This window comes from Gordonia phthalatica (assembly GCF_001305675.1).
GTDB lineage: Bacteria > Actinomycetota > Actinomycetes > Mycobacteriales > Mycobacteriaceae > Gordonia > Gordonia phthalatica.
In genome coordinates this window covers 1107306-1128587 of sequence record NZ_CP011853.1, presented here as the reverse complement: position 1 = coordinate 1128587, position 21282 = coordinate 1107306, and the positions used below count along the sequence as shown (strand labels likewise).

Below are 21282 nucleotides of genomic sequence, written 5' to 3'. Positions count from 1 at the left end.
GGGGCTTCACTCCGCTGACGGTCGAGGCGATGCCAATGCCGCGAGCCATGCGGTGGCGACCGGTCCACCGAGCACCAGCCCGAGAAGCCACACCGGTGCCGCCGGAACCGCACCGGAAGCGGTCGCTGCAACGATCGCGAGGGTTCCGACGGCAACGCCGACTCCGCTCCCCACCGCCGGCAGAACTGATCGACCGCGGGCGATCGCCCATCCGACACCGACCAGCGGCGCAATGCCGACAACCACCACTAGCCATCCCACTACCCCGTTCCATGGGGCGATCTGTTCGGGTACCGGCGTGTACGCGAGAACACTGGCGACGACACAGAGCGCCACCCCAGCGATTCCGCGCGTCCACCGGTGAGCGACAGTGAGGCACGCGATGAGCACGAGGGCAGGCGGCAGCGTGGCCGCACTGATCCAGAACGTCGTACCGTACAAATCCGAGCCCTCAGACACCACGGCAATCGCCGGAATCAGCACTGCACAGGCGACCAATACGTACCCGATGATCCGACGGCTCGACGAGACTGGAACGCGAGGATCAGGACCCATTTCCTCAAACTGCGGATAGTCGGAGTGTGCGGACTGCGGAGCAGTGCTCATCGTCGGACGACCTCACTCGTCGGAGTGGCGCCTCGGTACAGCGTCACCGTCAAACGACTGTAGGTGCGATCGGCGACCCAGTCTCAACCTCGCTTCTTGAAGCATCTGAACGGTGGAACCGAGCGTCCAATGCTCTGCACACAGCCGCTGGGAGCGTCGACCTTCCGCGGCCACGACACGCCCGGAATGCGTGGAATGGAACCGGCGACGCTCCGCGCGCGTCCAATCCTTGTGGGAGAAGAACAACACATCGCAATCCGCACGGCGGAATTCCTGGCTGACCACGACGGCGTCATCGAGACGACGCAGGCTCTCAACCTCGGCATGACGCGCGATCAGGTGCATCACAAGACCGATGTCGGGTTGTGGAGGTCGCACGCCCGGTCCGTCTTCCTCAGCGCCGAGCACCATCTCACCGACATGGCCGCCGTCCGGATCGCCTCTCTCGCCCATCAAGGAGCGACAGTCGACCGGTCCTCCGCCGCGTGGCTGCACGGCTTGATTGACGAGGCGCCGTCGACCGTCACGATGTCGGTCCCTCGGTCGGTGCACGGTACCTGTGCGTGCTCGATCCTGACGGAGATACGACGGCGCTCGTTCCCCAGCGAAGACCTGACGACCGTCCGCGGGATCCGAACCACCGCCCTGCCCCTCACAGTGCTCGCTGCCGCCGCAGACCTCGACGACGGCATCGCCATCATGGACCGCGCACTGCAGACGAAGCGAGTATCGCTGAGGGAGCTGCGCGCTGCGCTGGATCGCAACTCCGGGTCGCACGGCATGCGGAACGCGCGCCGACTCCTCACCGCAGCAGAGGGACTGTCGGAGTCCGAGCTGGAACGCAAGTTCGTCCGCTTCCTCCGCAAGCACCGGATCCGCGGCTGGCAGCAGCAGGTGTGGCTCGAAAACCGCCGACTCGACTTCGTCTGGCCCGAGGAACGCATCGCCGTCTCGCTCCACGGCTGGGCGTTCCACCACGACCACGACCGCTGGGAACGCGACCAGGAGACCACCAACATGCTGACCGGAATGGGCTGGCTGCCACTGATCTTCACGTGGAAGCGCCTGGAATTCGAGCCCGACAACGTCCTCCGCGAGCTCAGCCGGACGCTTGAGCTCAGGCAGGGCACCATGTGACGAACTTCGGCGCTTTTCGTCGCACCCAGTCCGACGAAAAGCGCCAACGCTGAGCAAGTTCGACGAGGTCGCCGGACAGACCCCCAAACACCAGCGTTCCCCGCGACGGACACACCGTCACGGGGAACACTGCTGAAGCGGAATCGCCTACGCGAGCGCCTGGCGCACGTCCTCCAGGAGGTCGGCGGCGTCCTCGATGCCGACCGACAGGCGGACCAGGTTGTCTGGGACCTCCAGCAGGGAGCCTGCGGTCGAGGCGTGGGTCATGGCGCCCGGGTGCTCGATCAGCGACTCGATGCCGCCGAGCGACTCGGCGAGGGTGAAGATCTTGGTGCGCGCGCAGAAGTCGAGCGCGGCCTCACGGCCACCGGCGAGCTGCACGGAGATCATGCCGCCGAAACGACGCATCTGCTTGGCAGCGGCGGCGTGACCGGGATGATCCTCCAGGCCCGGGTACAGGACCTTCTCGACCTTCGGGTGCGAGCTGAAGAACTCGACGAGGGCCTCGGCGTTGTCGCAGTGACGCTCCATGCGGACGGCGAGGGTCTTGATGCCGCGCAGGGTGAGGTAGGCGTCGAACGGGCCCGGGACAGCGCCCGCACCGTTCTGCAGGAACGCGATGTCGGCGTCGAGCTGCTCATCGTTGGTGATGACGGCACCGCCTACGACGTCGGAGTGGCCGCCCAGGTACTTGGTGGTCGAATGCACGACGACGTCGGCCCCGTGAGTCAGCGGCTGCTGCAGGTAGGGGCTGGCGAAGGTGTTGTCGACGACCAGCTTGGCACCGGCGGCGTGCGCCACCTCGGCGATGGCGGCGATGTCGCCGACGTTCAGCAGCGGGTTGGTCGGCGACTCGATCCACACCAGCTTGGTCTGCGGCGTGATGGCCTCGCGGATCGCGTCGACGTCGACGACGGGCGCCGCCGAGTAGGTCAGACCCCACTGGGTGAAGACCTTGTCGATGAGGCGGAAGGTGCCGCCGTAGGCGTCGTTCGGGAAGACGATGTGGTCGCCGGGGCGCATGGTGGCGCGCAGCAGCGCATCGGTCGCCGCCATGCCGGAGGCGAATGCACGACCGTACGTGCCCTCCTCGATGGACGCCAGGTTGGCCTCCAGGACACGACGGGTCGGGTTGCCGGTGCGAGAGTACTCGAAGCCGTCGCGCATGCCGCCGACGCCGTCCTGAGCGAACGTCGAGCTGGCGTAGATCGGCACGTTGACCGCGCCGGTGCGACCGTCGGGATCCCAGCCCGCGTGAATCGCCTTGGTCGAAAAGCCCTGGTCGGACACTACTTCTCCTCCTGCTGCTGGTGAACGATGGGGTGCGTGCTTGCGAAGGCGAGCAGGTCGTGGCGGGTGATGACGCCGACCGGCTTGCCGTCCTCCACCACCATCAATGCATCCGAGGTGCTCAAAGCTTCCATCGCCGAGGAGACCGGCTCGCCGGCACCGATGAGAGGGAAGGCCTCCCCCATGTGCGCCGACACCGGGTCGGCCAGGTTGGCGCGTCCCTCGAAGACGGCGCTGAGCAAGTCGCGCTCGGAGACGGCACCCGCGACCTCGCCCGCGGTGATGGGCGGCTCGGCGCCGACCACCGGCATCTGCGAGACGCCGAACTCGCGGAGGATCTCGATCGCGTCGCGCAGGGTCTCCTGCGGGTGCGTGTGGACCAGGTCGGGCAGCGCGCCGTCCTTGCCGCGGAGGACGTCGCCGACGCGGCTCTCGCTGCGCTCGACACCGTCGAGCGGGGTGCGCAGGAAGCCGTAACTGCTCATCCAGTCGTCGTTGAAGATCTTCGACAGGTAGCCGCGACCGCCGTCGGGCAGCAGCACGACGACCACCGCGTCGGGGCCCTCACGCTCGGCGACCTTCAGCCCGGCGACCACAGCCATGCCGCACGAGCCGCCGACCAGCAGCCCTTCCTCGCGGGCCAGACGACGCGTCATCTCGAAGGAGTCGGCGTCGGAGACGGCGATGATCTCGTCCGGGACGGTCGGGTCGTAGGCGCCCGGCCAGAAGTCCTCGCCGACGCCCTCGACGAGGTACGGGCGACCGGAGCCACCGGAGTACACCGAGCCCTCGGGGTCGACGCCGACCACCTTGACCTTGCCCTCGGAGATCTCCTTCAGGTACCGGCCGGTGCCGGTGATGGTGCCGCCGGTGCCGACGCCGGCGACGAAGTGCGTCACCTTGCCGTCGGTGTCGCGCCAGATCTCCGGACCGGTGGTCTCGTAGTGGCTGAGCGGGCCGTTCGGGTTCTCGTACTGGTTCGGCTTCCACGCGCCCTCGATGTCGCGGGTCAGGCGGTCGGAGACGTTGTAGTAGCTGTCGGGGTGCTCCGGCGGGACGGCGGTCGGGCACACCACGACCTCGGCGCCGTAGGCGCGCAGCACGTTCCGCTTGTCCTCGGCCACCTTGTCCGGGCACACGAAGATGCACTTGTAGCCGCGCTGCTGGGCCACCAGCGCCAGACCGACACCGGTGTTTCCGGAGGTCGGCTCGACGATGGTTCCGCCGGGCTTGAGCTCACCGGACGCCTCGGCCGCATCGATCATGCGGGTGGCGATGCGGTCCTTGGAGCTGCCGCCCGGGTTCATGTACTCGACCTTGGCCGCAACCAAGCCCGATCCCGGCTTCACGACCTTGTTCAGCTTGACCAGTGGAGTGTTTCCGACCAGGTCCACGACATGATTGGCGATACGCATGCCGTCCATGTTCCCATCCCCGTCGACTTCATGCCGGATCGGGCCGATGAGTGGGACGAAGAGGCAGTTTAAATCGCCCGTAGCGTAATCTGGCACACATGCCAGAAGCTGTCATTGTCTCCACTGCCCGTTCCCCGATCGGCCGCGCCGGAAAGGGCTCGCTCAAGGACGTCCGTCCCGACGAGCTCGCGCGTCAGATGATCGCCACCGCCCTCGCGAAGGTCCCCGAGCTCGACGCCGCCGACATCGAGGACATCCACCTCGGCATCGGCCAGCCGGGCGGCGCGGGCGGCTACAACATCGCCCGCTCGGTCGCCGTGCAGCTGGGCCTCGATCACGTCCCCGGCGTCTCTGTGAACCGCTACTGCTCGTCGTCGCTGCAGACCACCCGCATGGCGATGCACGCCATCAAGTCCGGTGAGGGCGACGTCTTCATCTCCGGCGGCGTCGAGAGCGTCTCGAGCTTCGGCTACGCCGGTGCCGCCGACGGCCTCCCCAACTCCAAGAACCCGCTGTTCGACGACGCACAGGCGCGCACCGCGAAGACCGCTGAGGGCGGCGTCGCGTGGCACGATCCCCGCGAGGACGGCCTGATCCCCGACGTCTACATCCCGATGGGTCAGACCGCTGAGAACGTCGTTTCGCTGACCGGCATCTCCCGTGAGGACCAGGACCGCTGGGGCGTCCTGAGCCAGAACCGCGCCGAGAAGGCCATCAACGAGGGCTTCTTCGCCCGCGAGATCGACCCGATCACCCTCGCCGACGGCACCCAGGTGTCCACCGACGACGGCCCCCGCGCAGGCACCACCTACGAGAAGATCTCGCAGCTGAAGCCGGTCTTCCGTCCCGACGGCACCATCACCGCTGGTAACGCCTGCCCGCTGAACGACGGCGCCGCCGCCCTCGTCATCATGAGCGACACCAAGGCCAAGGCCCTCGGCCTCAAGCCGCTCGCCCGCATCGTCGCGACCGCGGCCACCGGCCTGTCCCCCGAGATCATGGGCCTCGGCCCGATCGAGGCGGTCCGCAAGGTGCTGCGCGTCGCGGGCATGTCGATCTCCGACATCGACCTGTTCGAGATCAACGAGGCCTTCGCCGTTCAGGTTCTGGGTTCGGCTGCCGAGCTCGGCATCGACCACGACAAGCTGAACGTCTCGGGCGGCGCCATCGCGCTGGGCCACCCGTTCGGCATGACCGGTGCCCGCATCACCACCACCCTGCTGAACAACCTGAACACCTACGACGGCCAGTTCGGCATCGAGACCATGTGTGTCGGTGGCGGCCAGGGCATGGCGATGGTGCTCGAGCGCCTCTAGCTCACACCAGCACGACCGCGAGGCGGGCCCGGATCTGCGATCCGGGCCCGCCTTGGTCGTCGCACCAATTCCCGTCCGGCCGCACCGGTTGTGGTTCCCGCACTCGGTCGCGACCGAGTGCGGGAACCGGAAGTGGTGCGGGGAAGCCGCTAGTCGACGGCCCCGACCGGCTCGGGCTCGGCCCCGTCGGCTTCCTCCGGCTCGTCGACCGTCTCCGGTGTCCGCACCAGCAGACCGAGACCGATCAGCACCAGGCCGAGGACTCCGGCGCACAGGAACACCGTCCGCACCCCGTTGGTCACGGCCTCGTGGGCAACGACGCCCGCCTCCTGGTCGGACGTCGCGACCACCGTCATGATCGTGATGAACAGTGCGGTGCCCGCCGCACCCGCCACCTGCTGCAGCGTGCCGAGCACCGCCGAGCCGTGCGCGTACAGCCGCGGCGTCAGCGAGCTGAGGCTGACGGTCATCAGCGGGGTGAACGTGGCGGCGAGGCCGATGCACAGCACGGTCTGGGCCGCGGCCAGCAGCCACGCCGAGGTCCCGGAATTCACCAGGGTCAGTATCCAGACGCCACTCGCGATCAGAATCGTTCCGGGGATCACCAGGATCCGGGCACCGCGGGCGTCGTAGATCCGGCCGATCAGCGGCGACGCGAGGCCCATCAGCAGACCGCCCGGCAGCATCAGCAGGCCGGTGGCCGACGGACTGAGCGCCAACACCTCTTGAGCGAAGTACGGGACGACGATGAAGGTACCCATCATCGTCGCCATCGCCGCGACCATCAGCACGATGGCGAGCGTGAACGTCGACGACGCGAACACCCGCAGATCCAGCAGCGCACGATCGACGCGTTGCAGTCGGAGCTGACGCAGCACGAAGCCCGCCAGGCCGATACCGCCGATCACGAACGGTATCCAGACGGGCATCCCCGCGGACCCGCTCGCGGCCTCACCGATCGCGACCAGCCCGTAGACGAACCCGCCGAAACCGAGGACCGCCATCGGCAGCGACACGTAGTCGATCTGCTCGGACGTGCGATCGCCGACCGGCTGCACGAAGAGCGCGCCGATCACGAGCGCGGCGACGGCGATCGGGAGGACGACGCCGAAGATCGCCCGCCAGTGCCAGTGGTCCAGGATGAGGCCCGACAGCGTCGGACCGAGCGCCGGAGCGACGGCGATGACGACGGAGATGTTGCCCATCATCGCGCCGCGACGGTTCTCCGGAACCAGGGTCATCACGGTGGTCATCAGCAGCGGCAGCATGATCGCGGTGCCGAGCGCCTGCACCACTCGGGCGACGAGCAGCACCGCGAAACCCGGTGCCAACAACGCCGTCAGTGTGCCGAGCACGAACAGCGACATCGCCGCCAGGTACATGGTGCGGGTCCCGAAGCGCTGGATCAGGAAGCCGGTCACCGGGATCACGACCGCCATCGTCAGCATGAAGATGGTGGTCAGCCACTGCCCCTGGGTGGGGTCGGCGCCGAGGTCGCGCTGCAGCACCGGGAGGGCGACGCTCATCACCGTCTCGTTCAGGATGACGACGAAGGTCGCGACGATGAGCGTCGCGATGATCGCCAGGTCCTGCTTCGACAGGCGGTCGTCGTGCGGCGCGGTGGTTGCGGTGGTCATCGGAGCCCGTCACTCGGTTGGAAGTCGAACCGTTCCACAGAACAGCACCCGCCGCCCGTCGTGCAACCCGTTTTCCCGGTCGTCGGCACACCGACGAACAGTGTCATGGACACGGGCGTTCTCCTCTCGTCTGCGGCGCCCGCAGTCGGGTGCCGTCAGAGAGGTAGACCGTCGCCGACGCCGAAACTGATCGGCGACGACCGAAACGCTTCGGTCAGCGAACCACGACCGTCGCGAACCCGGGCGTCACGATGCCGCTCGTGGTCAGGACGAGGGCCACCTGACCGCGCCCGGTCCGCAGGGTCGCGGCCGGCGGAACACCGTTGAGCCCCGGACCGAGGCGTGCTGCGCCGGTGGCACCGGTCTGCAGATTGACCCACTGCACCGTCGCGAACGGCGGGCAGCCCCACCGGTCTCGCCGCGAGCCGGTGACCGTCACCTGCCCGGTCTTCCCTCCGGTGTCGAAGCCGCAGCGGATCGGCGGCACGTCGAAGCTCCCGTTGGGATTGCCGAATGGCGCGGGCTGGATCTGAAACGGCTGGACGGGCGCTGCTGCGGCCACACCGGGAGCCGCCGTCAGCAACCCGGCTCCGACTGCGGCCAGGCTCGCCCCGATCCGCCTCCACCTTGTACTCATCGGACGAGTACTCATCGGACGACTCCCTTCGACCCGACCCGTACAGGCAGTACCTCTCCAGCACACAGCACGAAGCCCGGCGGCGCAAGAGGCGCCACCGGGCTTCGTCGGTTCAGATCGTCGAGATCTAGTCGCTGTTGAAGTAGCTCAGCAGACGCAGGATCTCGATGTACAGCCACACCAGGGTGACCGTCAGCCCCAGGGCGACGCCCCATGCTGCCTTCGACGGAGCGCCGGCGCGGATGAGCTGGTCGGCCTGGTCGAAGTCGAGCAGGAACGAGAACGCCGCGAGACCGATGCAGACCAGCGAGAAGATGATCGCGATGGGGCCGCCGCTGCGAAGCCCGGTCTCGATGCCGAACAGGCCGAGGACCAAGTTGCCCATCATCAGGACCAGCACGCCGACGAGGCCTGCCATCAGCATGCGCGTGAAGCGCGGGGTGACGCGGATGGCGCCGACCTTGTAGACCACGAGCATGCCGATGAACACGCCGAACGTGCCGAGCACGGCCTGGCCGATCAGCGATCCGGCGGAGGTGTCACCGGTGATGACCCAGTTGCCGAAGACATACGAGATCGCACCGACGAAGAGGCCTTCGAAGGCGGCGTAGGCCAGGACGATCGCGGGGTTGTCCTGCTTGCGTCCGAAGGTCGCGACCAGGACCAGCACCAGACCGCCGATCATGCCGACGAGCCACAGCGGCATCGCCAGCGCCTCGTTCTGGCTGATCGCGAAGTACGCGCCGGCCGCGACGACGATCAGGACGCCGAGCGTCATCGCCGTCTTGGTGACGACGTCGTCGATCGTCAGGGGGCGGGTACCGACCTGCGGTGTGTATCCCTGGGTGTACTGGTCGGTGTACTGCTGCTGTCCGGCAGCCATCGACGCCTGTCCGGCGCCCGCGAAGCCCTGACTGAAGGAGGCGTAACCGCCGTTGGCCTTCTTGTTGTCACGGACCACGCCACGCATGATCGGGTTGGTACTCTCTCGCACCACTGCTCCTTAAGCAAAGATGTGGATAAGTCGACTTGGCTTACTCACGTAGATAACGCTGGTGCACGCCATTCGGTTCCCACAGTACCCAATTGGCGCGAAACTATTGGTTCCCGAGTCCACGACAGACCGCGCGCATCGTCGACTCGGCGAGTTCGAGGTCGTCTCCCCACGGCAGTCCCGGCTTCGCGATCATCAGCGATGCGAGCCCGTGGGCGGTCGACCAGAGCTGCAGGACCGTCTGCACGACGTCGCCCCGCGGGATCGATCCCTCTGCCATCAGCGCTTCGACGGTGTCGGAGAAGTGGACGAACGCCGACGACAGCAGCACCTCGTCGGTCAGCGTCGGCTTGCCGGGCGGGGTGATGCGGGCGAAGGTGATCCGGTACATCACCGCACTGTCGATCGCGAAGCGCACGTACGCCATCCCCTGTGCCAGGGCGCGCTCGAAGAGGTCGTCGATCCCGTCGGCGGCGTGCATCATCACCTCGTCGAACTGCTCGAAGAAGCGGGCGCAGACGGCGTCGAGCAGGGCTTCCTTGTCCTCGAAGTGCAGGTAGATCGACGGCGATGTGACACCGACCCGGCGGGCGACGGCCCGGATCGAGACCTTCTCCTCGGTGCCGGCCTCGATCAGCAGATCGGTGGTCGCGGAGATGATCTCCTCGGCTAGCTGCTCCCCCGATCCCCGCGGGGAGCGCGGTCGTGCGGTCCCCCGCACAGCGACGTCCTCACTCATGACCGCTGATCACTCCTCTTTGAATCCGAACCGGTCGTGCAGTCTCCGCAGCGGGCCCGGCGCCCACCAGTTTCCCACTCCCAGCAGTCGCATGAAGGCGGGGACCAGAAGCATTCGGATGAATGACGCGTCCATGAGGACAGCGATGGCGAGTCCGACGCCGAACATGCGCATGAACGACACCTCCGACGCGGCGATGCCCGCGAAGACGATGCTCATCAGCAGGGCGGCCGCAGTGACGACACGGCCGGTGCGGGCGAGGCCGACGGCGACGGCGTGGTCGTTGGCGGCGCGGGTGCGGTCGGACTTCAGCCACTCCTCGCGGATGCGGCCGAGGAGGAAGACCTCGTAGTCCATCGACAGGCCGAACGCGATGCAGAACATCAGGACCGGCATGGTCGCCACCAGGTAGCCGGTGGGTGTGGTGCCGAGGGCGTCGAGGTGCCCGTCCTGGAAGATCCACACCATGGCGCCGAACGTGGCCGAGAGCGACAGGACGTTGAGGACCAGTGCCTTGAGCGGGAGCAGCACGCTGCCGCTGAACAGGAACAGCAGGATGTAGGTGAGGACCGCGATCACCACCAGCACCCACGGCAGGTAGGTGAACAGCGAGCTGACGACATCCTTGTTCATCGCGGCCATGCCGGTGAAGCGGACCTGGGTGCCTGCGGGCGTCGGGACGTCGCGCAGGGCGACGATTTGGTCCTGGCCCGCGTCACTGACCGGGTCCTGCGTGCTCGAAACGGTCACCACCGCGAGGTCGCCGGAGCGGTCGGCGGGATCACCCGGGGCGACGGGCTGCCCCTTGACGAAGATGCCGACCGGGGTGGTGACGGCACCGACGCCGTCGACCTTCGACAGTGACGCGGCGTACGCGGCGAGCGCGTCGTCGGACACCTGGCCTTCGACGATCGCGGTGGCGGTGCCGCCGGAGTTCTGCGCGAACTCGGCGTCGATCTCGGCCTGCACGGAATGCGACGTGGCGGTGGCGGGCAGCACGCGGGTGTCGGGGAAGCCGAACTTGATGCCGAGGAACGGGACGCCGAGGATCAGCAGGATGGCGGGGACGATGATCGCGACCGGGACCGCCCGCTTCAGGACCGCCATTGAGACGCGATACCAGCCGGTCTGCTCGACGGGCTTGACCTCCGGCTCCGGTCGGCCGAGGCGATGTCGGATCCAGGCGCGGACGTTGAGGGCGTCGACGCGGTCGCCGAGCAGCATCAGCAGTGCCGGGGTGATGATCAGGGCCGCGGCGACGGCGACCACCACGACGCCGACACCCGCGTAGGCGAACGACCGCAGGAAGTACATCGGGAAGATCGCGAGGGCCGCGAGCGAGAGGCCGACGGTGACTCCGGAGAACAGGACGGTGCGGCCGGCCGTGTCCATGGTGCGGATGATGGCCGCGCGGCGGTCGAGTCCGCGGTCCACTTCTTCTCGGTAGCGGGTGACGATGAGCAGCGTGTAGTCGATCGCGAGGGCCAACCCCATGGCGGTGGTCAAGTTGAGCGCGAAGATCGAGACGTCGGCGACCCCGGCGACCAGTCGAAGGAATGCGAGCGTGCCGAGGATGGCGGCGACGCCGACGATGATCGGCAGGGCCGCGGCCACCACACCGCCGAACACGACGATCAGCAGCAGGAAGCTGATCGGAATGGCGATGGCCTCGGCAACCATGAGGTCCTTCGAGGTCTGCTCGTTGACCTGGCTGAACATCAGCGCCTGGCCGCCGACGGACACGTCGAACCCGTCCGTGGTGCCCGAGAGCCGCTCGGAGAGGTCCTGGGCGCGACCGGGAGCCAGTTCGTCACCGCCCGCGACTCCGGCGACGATCAGCGTCGACGTCTTGTCCTTGCTGAGCAGCTCCCCGGCGAGACCGGGATCGGCCCACAGGTTGAGGATCGGCTTCTCGATGTAACCGGTGTCCTCGAGTTCGCCGACCAGTTTCTTGCCGAGGGCGGCGGCCTTCGGGTCGGTGGACATGTCGGTGCCGGGTGCGCCGTCGATCTTGATGACGATGTTGGCGCCTCCGCGGTGGAACTGCTGGTCGAGGGTGTCGCGGGCCTGCGACGATTCCGCGTGCGGGTCGTCGAACCCGCCGGCGAGCATCTTGTCGGCGGCGCCGAGGCCGAACGCCCCGCACAGCGCCAGCAGTACGACGACCAGCGTCAGCACCAGTTTGGGCGCGGCGACGACGCGCTCGGTCAATCGAGTGATCATCAGTCGGTCTCCTCCGTCAGAGCCTTACTTACCGCCGTTAAGTTATCAGCGATATCCCACGGAACGACAGTCCTGAGACGCGGATCGTGATTCACACCTCGCCCGAAATGGAACGTGTTTCAATACACACATGGCGGCAATCGACGACGAGACCAACGCCCAGGTGGCCCGGCCCAGCGAATCCCGACGCGACCCCGAGCAGCTCCGCGCTCGACTCGATGCGTGGCTCAAGACGAAGGCGGGCGACGACGCGCGCGTCACCGCGGTCACGATCCCCGAGTCCAACGGCATGTCGAGCGAGACCCTGCTCGCCGAGGCGTCGTGGGACGGCGAGGACCGCAGGCTGGTGGTCCGCGTGGCGCCGCAGGCCGACAGCGATCCGGTGTTCCCCCACTACGACCTCGACGGCCAGTTCCGCGTCATCGAGCACGTCCGCGCGCACTCCGACATCCCGCTCCCCCGACTGTGGTGGTCGGAGCCCGGCGACGACGCCCTCGGCGCCCCGTTCTTCGTGATGGACCGGATCGACGGCGAGGTCCCGCCCGACGTGATGCCGTACACCTTCGGTTCCTGGGTCGCCGACGCCTCCCGCGAGGATCGGACCCGCCTGATGCGCGAGACGATCAGCGTCCTGGCCCGCGTCCACGCGGTGCCCGTGCCTGACGTCTTCGTCGCGCAGCCCACCGGCGACGACACACCCCTGCGCGCTCACGTGCGCCGCCTGCGCGAGTTCTACGACTGGGCCTCCCGCGATCGCGCGGGTTCCGGCCTGATCGAGCGCGGCTTCGCCTGGATCGAGGAGCACCTCCCCGAGACGCCGGAGAACGTCTTCACCTGGGGCGACGCCCGGATCGGCAACATCATGTACCGCGACTTCACGCCGGTCGCCGTGCTGGACTGGGAGATGGCCGCCGTCGGTCCACGCGAACTCGACCTGGCGTGGACCATCTTCCTGCACCGCTTCTTCCAGGACCTCGCCGAGCTCGCGGGCATGGAGGGCCTGCCCGACTTCCTGCGGCGCGAGGACGTGGCCGCCGAGTACCTGAAGCAGACCGGCCACCGGCCCACCGACCTCGACTTCTACACCACCTACGCGGCCCTGATCCACGCGGTGATCATGTTCCGCATCCAGTGCCGCGCCATCCACTTCGGGCACGCGCAGGAGCCCGCCGATCCCGACGAGATGATCCTGCACCGCGCCACGCTCGAGGCCATGCTCGCCGGCACCTACTGGGGACAGATCAAATGACGCTCTCGGAGATGGACGACTACCCGATCCACCAGGTCGCCGAGGTGATCCGGCACGTCGGGACGTCGGACCGCAACTTCTACGACCGCTACTACTTCAACTGCCACCACGGGAACCCCGACGATCCATGGCTGATCATCGGCCTCGGCGTCTACCCCAACCTCGGGGTCACCGACTGCTTCGCCGTGGTGCGGCACGGCGACGAGCACATCGTCGTCCGCGGCTCCAAGGCGCTCGGCGCCAACCGCAACGAGCTCCGGGTGGGCCCGTTCCTCGTCGAGGTCGTCGAGGGTCTGCAGCGGCTCCACGTCCAGCTGGAGCCCGGTCACGGCGACCTCTCGTTCGACCTCGTCTTCGACGCCGACGGCCCCGCCGCCCTGGAACCGCGACACTTCCAGCGGCAACTCGAGCGCGTCACGTTCGACACCATGCGCTTCGTCCAGACCGGCCGCTGGACCGGCTCGCTGACCGTCGACGGCCAGGACTTCGACGTGGACCCGGAGACGTGGCGCGGCAACCGCGACCGGTCGTGGGGTGTGCGTCCCGTCGGCGAGGCGGAGCCGCCCGGCCGTCGCGCCGCGAACACCGACGCGACCAGCTTCTTCTGGATCTACTCGGTGATGCGGTTCGACGACTACGCCGTCAGCGTGCTGGTGCAGGAGCTGCGGACCGGCGAACGGATCATGGGCGACGCCCGCCGCATCTGGAACGACCCCGACCGGGAGCCCGAATGGCTGGGGCGCGTGGAGCACGACGTCCGGTTCGTCCCCGGCGGACGCGAGCCCGCGTCGGCGACGCTGCGGTTCGTGAAGCCGAACGGCGACACGGTCTCCGTCGAGTGCGATCCGCAGCTCGCGAACTTCATCGGCTTCGGCACCGGCTACGGCCTGGAGCAGGACTGGCGGCACGGCATGTGGCAGGGCGACGAGAAGGTGGAGGCCCTGCGCCACAAGGTCTCCGAACTCGACGCGACGATGAAGCTGTTCTGCCCCGCCGACTACCTGGCGGCCTTTGAACTGACCGACGTCGACGGGTCCGTCGTCACCGGACGCGGGCTGTTCGAGTTCTCCGTCATCGGCCCGCACGACCAGTACGGCTTCGCCGAGTACACGGACGTCGCACCCGCAGCGGAGTGATGCGGCCCGGCGATCGGGACATCGCCCGTCCCCGACATTCCACGCGTGAGTAGCCTGACCTCATGTTCCAGATCCACGGCGTCACCCGGACGTTCCCGTCCCGTCCGGAGCCGGTGCACGCCCTGCGCGGCGTCGACCTCGACGTCGTCGACGGCGGCCTCACCGCGATTCTCGGCGCGTCCGGTTGCGGCAAGACCACCCTCCTGCGGATCCTGGCGGGCTTCGACCGCCCCGACTCCGGTCGGGTGATCCTCGACGGCCGCACGGTGGCCGGCCCCGGCGTCTTCGTGAAGCCGGAGAAGCGCAGCGTCGGGATCGTCGCGCAGGAGGGAGCCCTGTTCCCGCACCTGAGCGTCGCTGCGAACATCGCCTACGGTCTGCCGAGCACACCGTTGACTGCGATGCGCCCGGCCGAGCGCCGTGCTCGCGCCGAGCGCGTCGACGAGATGTTGGAGTTGGTGGGCCTGCCCGGCTACGGCGACCGTCGCCCGGCTCAGCTGTCCGGCGGCCAGCAGCAGCGCATCGCCCTGGCTCGCGCCCTCGCGCCCGCGCCCGCAGTGATCCTGCTCGACGAGCCCTTCTCCGCCCTCGACGCCGCACTGCGCGTGGACCTGCGCGAGGAGGTCCGCGACCTGTTGCGCGGCATCGCCACCACCGCGGTCCTGGTGACGCATGACCAGAACGAGGCCCTGTCGCTGGCCGACCACGTCGCCCTGATGCGCGACGGCCGCGTGGTCCAGGCCGGGACCCCGCAGGAGGTGTACGCCCACCCGGCCGATCCGGCGGCCGCAGCCTTCCTCGGCGAATCGGTCGAGGTCCCGTGCACCGTGATCTCCGACGTCGACGGGACGAGCACCGTCGACTGCCCGCTCGGCACCCTGCGCGTCCCGTCCGAGTCGGTCCACGGGTCCACCCTGGTCCTCCGGCCGGAACAGATCGAACTCTCCGATTCCGGCACCCACGCCACCGTGGCCGTCACCCGCTTCTTCGGGCACGACGGGCTGGTTCAACTACGCCTGGACGATGGCACGCCGTTGCGCCTGCGGATCGCCGGCCGCGACCTCCCCGAGGTCGACGCGTCGGTCTGCGTGCGGGCCGTCGCCCTGGCGTGACGCCTGTGATTTCAACGGAAATGCACCCTTCGTCGCCCCTGTGGCGAGGCAACGCTATCCTTACATCGTCGCGATGATGTGAGGACAGCCACACGGAACCGCGGCTGTCCCCTCTCCCCACAGAATCGAGAACACATGTCGTTCCAGTGGAAGCGGAGTCGCACCGTTCGACTTCTCACCGCCGCGACCGCGGCCGTCGCCGTGGTCAGCCTGGCCGCAGGCTGCGGTTCGTCCGATGACGCGTCGTCCGGTGACACCCTGACGCTGTACTCCGGCCAGCACGAGGACTTCGCGAAGGCCCTCGCGTCCAGCTTCGAATCGGCCACCGGCACCAAGGTCGAGGTCCGCGCAGGCAAGGACTCGGAGATGGTCGGGCAGATCGTCGAAGAGGGCGACCGCTCCAAGGCCGACCTGATCCTCACCGAGGAGCCCGGTCCCATGGCCTCGCTCGACAAGCAGGGTCTGCTGTCGCCGGTCGCCAAGGATGTTCTCGCCCTCCCCGACCAGCGCTTCGTGCCGTCGACCGGCAACTGGCTGCCCGTCGCGGCGCGTGCCCGTGTGATGTTCTTCAACCCGACGAAGATCGCCGAGGACAAGCTGCCGTCGTCGATCCTGGACCTCACCAAGCCCGAGTGGAAGGGCCGCTTCGCCTACGCGCCGTCGGGTGCGTTCAAATCCACCACCGCCTACCTGATCAACACGATCGGCAAGGACAAGACCCTCGAGTGGCTCAAGGGCATCAAGGCCAACGGTGTCAACGAGCAGAAGAACGGCAAGGTCCGTGACAGCGTCGAGGCCGGCCAGCACGAGTTCGGCCTGTCGAACCACTACTACTGGTACATCCTGGCCAAGGAGAAGGGCGGCGAGGACAAGCTGACCTCGCGCGTGCACTACCTGAACAACGACGACGCCGGCGCTCTGATGCTGGCGTCCGGTGTGGCCACGCTGAAGTCCAGCAAGAACCAGGAGAAGGCCGCCGAGTTCGTCAAGTGGATGGCTGCCGCTGACGGCGGTCAGAAGGTCGTCGCCTCGGAGACCCCGCAGATCCCGATGGTCGCCGGCGTCACCAGCGCGTACGGTCTCCCGGCTCTCGACTCGCTGACCTTCCCGAAGTTCGATCAGGCATCGCTCGACAACGTCGACGCCGCCAACGATCTGCTGAAGCAGGCGGGCATCGTCTAGATCGATGACCGACACCACCACCGACTCCGGCTCGAGCGTCCTCGCGGCGCTCGAGCCGGAGCCGTCGGCGCTCGACGCGGCCCTGCCCGCCCCGTCGCGTCGCGCCAAGCCGCAGCGACGACTGCCGTTGACGCTCGTCATCCCCGGCGTTCTCATCGCGCTCGCCTCACTGGCTCCCGCGGCCTACCTGCTGCTGCGCGCCGGTTTCAGCTTCTCGCTGCTGCGCGACGAGCTGGCCGTTCCGAGCACGATGCCGCTGATCGTCAACACGGTGAAGCTGGTCGTCGCCGTCGGCATCGGTTCGGTGATCCTGGGTCTCGGCGCGGCCGTGCTGATCGCCCGGACCACCCTTCCGCTGCCACGCCTGTGGACCGTGCTGCTTACGCTCCCGCTGGGCGTCCCGACCTTCGTCGGGTCGTACGCGTGGGTGGCGTTCAGCTATCGCTACTTCCCCGAATCGGATCTGATCTTCGGGTTGGGCGGTTCCACCGCGATCCTGACCTTGACGCTGTTCCCGTACATCTTCCTGCCGACCCTGACCGCGCTGCGCCGCCTGGACCCGGCGCAGGAGGAGGCCGCCCGAGCGCTCGGCCACGGTCCGCTGCGCGCGTTCGCCCGCGTCACCCTCCCCCAGCTGCGGCCCGCGATCGCGACCGGTCTGCTCATCATCAGCCTGCACCTGCTGGCCGAGTTCGGCGCCGTGCAGATGCTGAACTACGAGACCCTGACGACCGCGATCGTGCAGCGCACCACCGTCTTGGGCATGCCGGAGTCGGCGCGCGCCCTCGCCGTCGTCCTCGCGCTCGGCGCTCTGCTGCTGTTGGGCGTCGACCGCCTGCTCCGCGGCCGTCGCACGCCGGTCCGCACCGGCGTCGGTACACCGCGGCCGCCGATGAAGTGGCGGCTCGGCGCCTCCACGCCTCTGTGGCTGGCACTCTGCGCCGCGATCGTCGTCGCCGCGCTCGCCGTCCCGCTGTGGATCACCGCGTCCGGCATCCTCGATCACCTCACCGGCGGCGGCGATGACATCGACTGGCCCGAGCTGTGGCAGTCGCTCGCCAACACCGCTCAGTGGTCGGCGGCGGCCGCCGTCATCGCGACCGTGTGCGCACTGCCGGTCGCCCTCCTCGCGGTCCGGCATCCCGGCACCGTGTCGTCGCTCGTCGAACGGTCCACCTGGGTCGCGCACGCGCTGCCGGGCGTCATCATGGCGCTGTCGCTGGTGTACATCTCGGTGCACTGGCTGTACCCGCTGTACCAGACGCCGTCGCTGCTGGTGATCGGCTACGTGGTGATGTTCCTGCCGCTCGCGGTGGGTTCGCAGCAGGTCGGGATCGCGCAGGCGTCGGTGCAGCTCGACGAGATGTCGCGGGCGCTCGGCAAAGGCCCGGTGCAGACCTTCTCCCGGATCACGCTGCCGCTGTCGCTGCCTGCGATCGGCACCGGCGCACTCCTCGTCGGGCTCGATGCGGGCAAGGAACTGACCACCACCCTGCTGATGCGGCCGACCGGCGAGCACACGCTCGCCACCGCACTGTGGGCGACCACCGAGGGCGAGGTCCTGGACTTCACCACCGCGAGCCCCTACGGCCTGGCGCTGCTGCTGATCGGCGCCGTCCCGGCCGTTCTGCTGGCGCGGTCGACCCTGCGGAACTGAATCCTTCAAAAAACTGATGGATCTGAGCCCCCGGAGGGCTCAGATCCATCACTTTCTCATGCGGTCACAGCCGCGAGGTCACTGCTGCGGGACGGCGCATCCATCGGGTCCGCACGCCTCACCGTCGGCGACGACGATCGGCTGCGGCTGAGCCTCGCCCCACGCCTTGTCCAGGACCTGCGCGAACAGCTCGGTCGGCTGCGCTCCGGACACCGCGTACTTGCGGTCGAAGACGTAGAACGGGACGCCGTTGACGCCGAACTCCTGCGCCTGACGCTCGTCCTGGCGGACGGCCTCGGCGTAGCGGATCGGGTCGTCGAGGACCTCGCGGACCTCGGCCTCGTCGAAGCCCGCGCCGACCGCCACCTCCACCAGTCGGTCGGTGCTGCCGAACAGCGGCGTCGCGTCGGCGAAGTTGGCCAGGTACAGCGCGTCGAGCAACTGCTCCTGCTTGCCGAGTTCGAGGGCCCAGTGCAGGAGGCGGTGCATGTCGAAGGAGTTGCCGACGTCGCGGCCGGTCACCACGTACTCCAGGCCTGCCTCGTTGGCTGCTGCGCCGAGCTGACGTTCACCGGCTTCGGCCTCCTCCGGGCTGCGGCCGTACTTGCGCGCGAGGTGGTCGATCACATTGCCCGAGGTACCCGCGGGAACGGTGGGGTCGAGCTCGAAGGAACGGTGGACGACGTCCACCTGGTCGGCGTGGTCGAACTGCTCCAGGGCATCGGTGAACCGCTTCTTGCCCAGGTAACAGAACGGGCAGTTGACGTCGGTCCAGATCTCGACCTGCATGGGAAAGCCTCCAGTGATAGTTGTGCTGAGAGGTGCAACGTCTCCGCTGTCGGGACTGTTCCCGAAGTCTGCGATCAGAGGCAGCCCTCGAGCTTCGCCGCGTCCTCGGGTGCGGCGCCGAACCGTCCGCAGTCTATGGCGCTACCGACCTCGACGGCGATCCACTGGCCACCGGCAGATCCCGGCGAATACCGGAACAGCACACCGGTCGGCTGGTGCACTCCGTCCGGTGCGGTGTGGCCGACCGCCGACGTGCCCGCACACTGCAGTCGGTCGAAGACGACGGGCTTCACCAGCCGGGAGCCGACCGACGACTCGGCGGCGATGGTCGCGAAGGCACCGGCCGACGCGGAGTCGCACGGGACCGCAGCGGGTGTCGTCGCGGCGGGCGTCGTCGGCTCCACCGTCGGCACTTGCTGGTCGGTGGTCTCCGCCTGCGGGGCCGGAGTCGCGGCGGTCGTCTGCTCGGTCGGGGCGGGCTGCGTCACGGTGCTGGGCGTGGCCGTCGCCGGTGGGTGAACCACGGATTCGACGGCGCTCGACGTCGCCGGACCGGCGTCGTTCGGCGAGCATCCGGTCACGAGCCCGACCAGGGCTCCGGCCGTGACGAGAGTTCCGATGGCGATCCGACTGCGCATTGCTCCTCCTCAGTGCTGCTGTGACACTGGTGATTCGTCAGGCGGAATGCTCCCGGTTACGGTCGCGTCGTTCAGCCGAACGACGGGGGCCGACGGCCGCGTCGGCAGGAGCAGCGCAACCGCGGCGCCTGCGAAGGCGAGTCCCGTCGACCACCAGAAGGCATCGCGGAAGCCGATGGTGACCGTCGTCGCAGCCGTCAGGACGACGGCGATGACGGCCGTGCCGAACGAGCCGCCGACCTGCTGGAACGTCCTGGTGACGACGCTGATGTCGTTGCGGTCGTCGGCCGAGGTTCCGTAGAACCCCGACGCCATCAGCGGGCTGATCAGGGTGCCGAGTCCGAGCCCGCGGACGAACAGCACCACCATCAGCCAGACCAGGTTCGTCTGTGGGTCGGAGACCGCGAAGGGCACGGTCGCGACGGCCACGATGCCGAAGCCCACGACGCCCACCCACCGAGCGCCGAAGCGGTCGGTGAGCACTCCCGCGATCGACCGAGAGAGCAACGCGCCGACACCCTGCGGGATCAGGACGAGCGCCGCCGCGAGAACGGTCTCCCCGCGTTCCTGCTGGAGGTACAGCGGCAGCACGAGCATCGCTCCGAACGAGGCGATGCTGTAGAAGAACAGCGTGACCGACGACGCCGCGACCGGTCGCTGCGCGAGGACGCGGACATCGACGAGCGTGGTCCGCGGCCGACCGATCGACCGCACGCTGAACACCGCGAGCAACGCCAGGCCCGCGAGCAGCGGCACCAGCACGTCGGTGCGGACGATCCCGTTGTGCGAGTTCGACAGACCGAGCAGGATGCCGACCAGTCCCGGCGCCAGGAGCGCGAGTCCGACGAGGTCCAGTCGGGTCCGAGCGCCGCCGACTTCGGCGCGGTCGTCCGGGACCCGACCGGCCAGCACCAGCGCGATGATGCACACCGGCACGTTGACGACGAACATCCACTGCCAGTCCAGCCAGTGCAGGATCACGCCGCCGATCACCGGCCCCAGGATCGGGCCGAGCGCCGTCGGCAGGCTCACCATCGCGACCAGTTGCCCCAGCGCACGACCGCCGCTGGCCTGCACGAGGACCGACGTCATCAGTGGGAACAGCAGTCCAGCGCCGAAGCCCTGGACGACGCGGAATGCGATGAGCGCTCCCACGTTCCACGAGAGGGCGCACAGCACCGATCCGATCAGGAACAGTGACAGTCCCGTCCGCCACGCGCGCCGCGAGCCGAACCGGGTGGCCGCCCACCCCGCCAGCGGGACGCCGACCGCCAGGGCGAGCAGGTATCCCGTCGCCACCCACTGCACTTGGTCGACGGTCGCATCGAGCGCGGTCGTCAGCCTGTCGAACGCGATCGTGACGATCGTCGTGTCGAGGATCGGGGCGATCAAGCCGACGATGACCGCAACCGCCACCCGCTTCGCCTCGGGTGGGATCGCCACGCTCGGGTCCTTCGCCATCACAACCCCTTAGATGCGTTGATGTATCTAATTACGAAGTCCAAGATAGAGCCGTGCGATAAGA

Annotated in this window: 18 protein-coding genes; 7 read left to right on the top strand and 11 right to left on the bottom strand. The window is 68.3% G+C overall.

Features of this window, described 5'->3' with window-relative positions:
- Positions 1-6: 6 nt before the first annotated feature.
- On the bottom strand, positions 7-606 hold the full coding sequence (locus ACH46_RS21240; RefSeq protein ID WP_157851010.1) for a hypothetical protein: 600 nt from the start codon (positions 604-606) through the stop codon (positions 7-9).
- Positions 607-837: 231 nt separating this feature from the next.
- On the opposite strand from ACH46_RS21240, the gene ACH46_RS05235 reads away from it, so the two are divergent.
- Positions 838-1743 (top strand): DUF559 domain-containing protein, encoded by a 906-nt coding sequence (locus ACH46_RS05235; RefSeq protein ID WP_062391990.1) that lies wholly within the window; start codon positions 838-840, stop codon positions 1741-1743.
- A gap of 147 nt (positions 1744-1890) precedes the next feature.
- Here ACH46_RS05235 and ACH46_RS05230 read toward each other — a convergent pair whose 3' ends face one another.
- Positions 1891-3033, bottom strand: coding sequence for a cystathionine gamma-synthase (locus ACH46_RS05230; protein ID WP_062391989.1), 1143 nt, complete (start codon positions 3031-3033; stop codon positions 1891-1893).
- Positions 3033-4448: a cystathionine beta-synthase gene (locus ACH46_RS05225; protein WP_062394991.1), complete on the bottom strand. Its 1416-nt coding sequence runs from the start codon at positions 4446-4448 to the stop codon at positions 3033-3035. The genes ACH46_RS05230 and ACH46_RS05225 overlap by 1 nt, the downstream gene beginning before the upstream one ends.
- A 98-nt stretch (positions 4449-4546) precedes the next feature.
- Here ACH46_RS05225 and ACH46_RS05220 point away from each other — a divergent pair, with 98 nt between their 5' ends.
- Positions 4547-5764, top strand: coding sequence for an acetyl-CoA C-acetyltransferase (locus tag ACH46_RS05220; protein ID WP_062391988.1), 1218 nt, complete (start codon positions 4547-4549; stop codon positions 5762-5764).
- 149 nt (positions 5765-5913) lie between these two features.
- Here the strand turns inward: ACH46_RS05220 and ACH46_RS05215 are convergent, their stop codons facing one another.
- From ACH46_RS05215 to ACH46_RS05195, 5 genes are all read right to left on the bottom strand, one after another.
- Entirely contained in the window at positions 5914-7401 is a 1488-nt protein-coding gene (locus ACH46_RS05215; protein WP_062391987.1) for an MDR family MFS transporter, read from the bottom strand.
- Between the two features lie 214 nt (positions 7402-7615).
- Complete coding sequence (locus tag ACH46_RS05210; RefSeq protein ID WP_062391986.1) at positions 7616-8038, bottom strand: hypothetical protein; 423 nt, start codon at positions 8036-8038, stop codon at positions 7616-7618.
- Positions 8039-8165: 127 nt separating this feature from the next.
- Positions 8166-9032 carry a Bax inhibitor-1/YccA family protein gene (locus tag ACH46_RS05205; RefSeq protein WP_062394989.1) on the bottom strand — a complete coding sequence of 289 codons (867 nt, stop codon included), beginning with the start codon at positions 9030-9032 and terminating at the stop codon, positions 8166-8168.
- 103 nt (positions 9033-9135) lie between these two features.
- Complete coding sequence (locus ACH46_RS05200) at positions 9136-9771, bottom strand: TetR/AcrR family transcriptional regulator (RefSeq protein ID WP_062391985.1); 636 nt, start codon at positions 9769-9771, stop codon at positions 9136-9138.
- 9 nt (positions 9772-9780) lie between these two features.
- Positions 9781-11994 carry an MMPL family transporter gene (locus ACH46_RS05195; protein ID WP_062391984.1) on the bottom strand — a complete coding sequence of 738 codons (2214 nt, stop codon included), beginning with the start codon at positions 11992-11994 and terminating at the stop codon, positions 9781-9783.
- 130 nt (positions 11995-12124) lie between these two features.
- Between ACH46_RS05195 and ACH46_RS05190 the strand changes: the two genes are divergently transcribed.
- The 5 genes from ACH46_RS05190 to ACH46_RS05170 all read left to right on the top strand — a co-directional run bounded on the left by ACH46_RS05190 (position 12125) and on the right by ACH46_RS05170 (position 18330).
- The gene (locus tag ACH46_RS05190) at positions 12125-13243 is read left to right on the top strand and encodes a phosphotransferase family protein (protein WP_062391983.1); all 1119 of its coding nucleotides are present in this window, start codon (positions 12125-12127) and stop codon (positions 13241-13243) included.
- Positions 13240-14379 (top strand): Rv3169 family protein, encoded by a 1140-nt coding sequence (locus ACH46_RS05185; protein ID WP_062391982.1) that lies wholly within the window; start codon positions 13240-13242, stop codon positions 14377-14379. Before ACH46_RS05190 ends, ACH46_RS05185 begins: the two co-directional genes overlap by 4 nt.
- A gap of 62 nt (positions 14380-14441) precedes the next feature.
- A complete protein-coding gene (locus ACH46_RS05180) occupies positions 14442-15491 on the top strand; it encodes an ABC transporter ATP-binding protein (RefSeq protein WP_062391981.1) in 1050 nt (349 codons plus the stop codon).
- A gap of 135 nt (positions 15492-15626) precedes the next feature.
- Complete coding sequence (locus ACH46_RS05175; RefSeq protein ID WP_062391980.1) at positions 15627-16673, top strand: extracellular solute-binding protein; 1047 nt, start codon at positions 15627-15629, stop codon at positions 16671-16673.
- 4 nt (positions 16674-16677) lie between these two features.
- Positions 16678-18330: an ABC transporter permease gene (locus ACH46_RS05170; RefSeq protein WP_062391979.1), complete on the top strand. Its 1653-nt coding sequence runs from the start codon at positions 16678-16680 to the stop codon at positions 18328-18330.
- Positions 18331-18408: 78 nt separating this feature from the next.
- Here the strand turns inward: ACH46_RS05170 and ACH46_RS05165 are convergent, their stop codons facing one another.
- The 3 genes from ACH46_RS05165 to ACH46_RS05155 all read right to left on the bottom strand — a co-directional run bounded on the left by ACH46_RS05165 (position 18409) and on the right by ACH46_RS05155 (position 21218).
- The gene (locus tag ACH46_RS05165; protein ID WP_062391978.1) at positions 18409-19119 is read right to left on the bottom strand and encodes a DsbA family oxidoreductase; all 711 of its coding nucleotides are present in this window, start codon (positions 19117-19119) and stop codon (positions 18409-18411) included.
- 74 nt (positions 19120-19193) lie between these two features.
- The gene (locus ACH46_RS21235) at positions 19194-19757 is read right to left on the bottom strand and encodes a hypothetical protein (protein ID WP_062391977.1); all 564 of its coding nucleotides are present in this window, start codon (positions 19755-19757) and stop codon (positions 19194-19196) included.
- Between the two features lie 9 nt (positions 19758-19766).
- Positions 19767-21218 (bottom strand): MDR family MFS transporter, encoded by a 1452-nt coding sequence (locus ACH46_RS05155; protein ID WP_082399405.1) that lies wholly within the window; start codon positions 21216-21218, stop codon positions 19767-19769.
- Between the last annotated feature and the right edge of the window lie 64 nt (positions 21219-21282).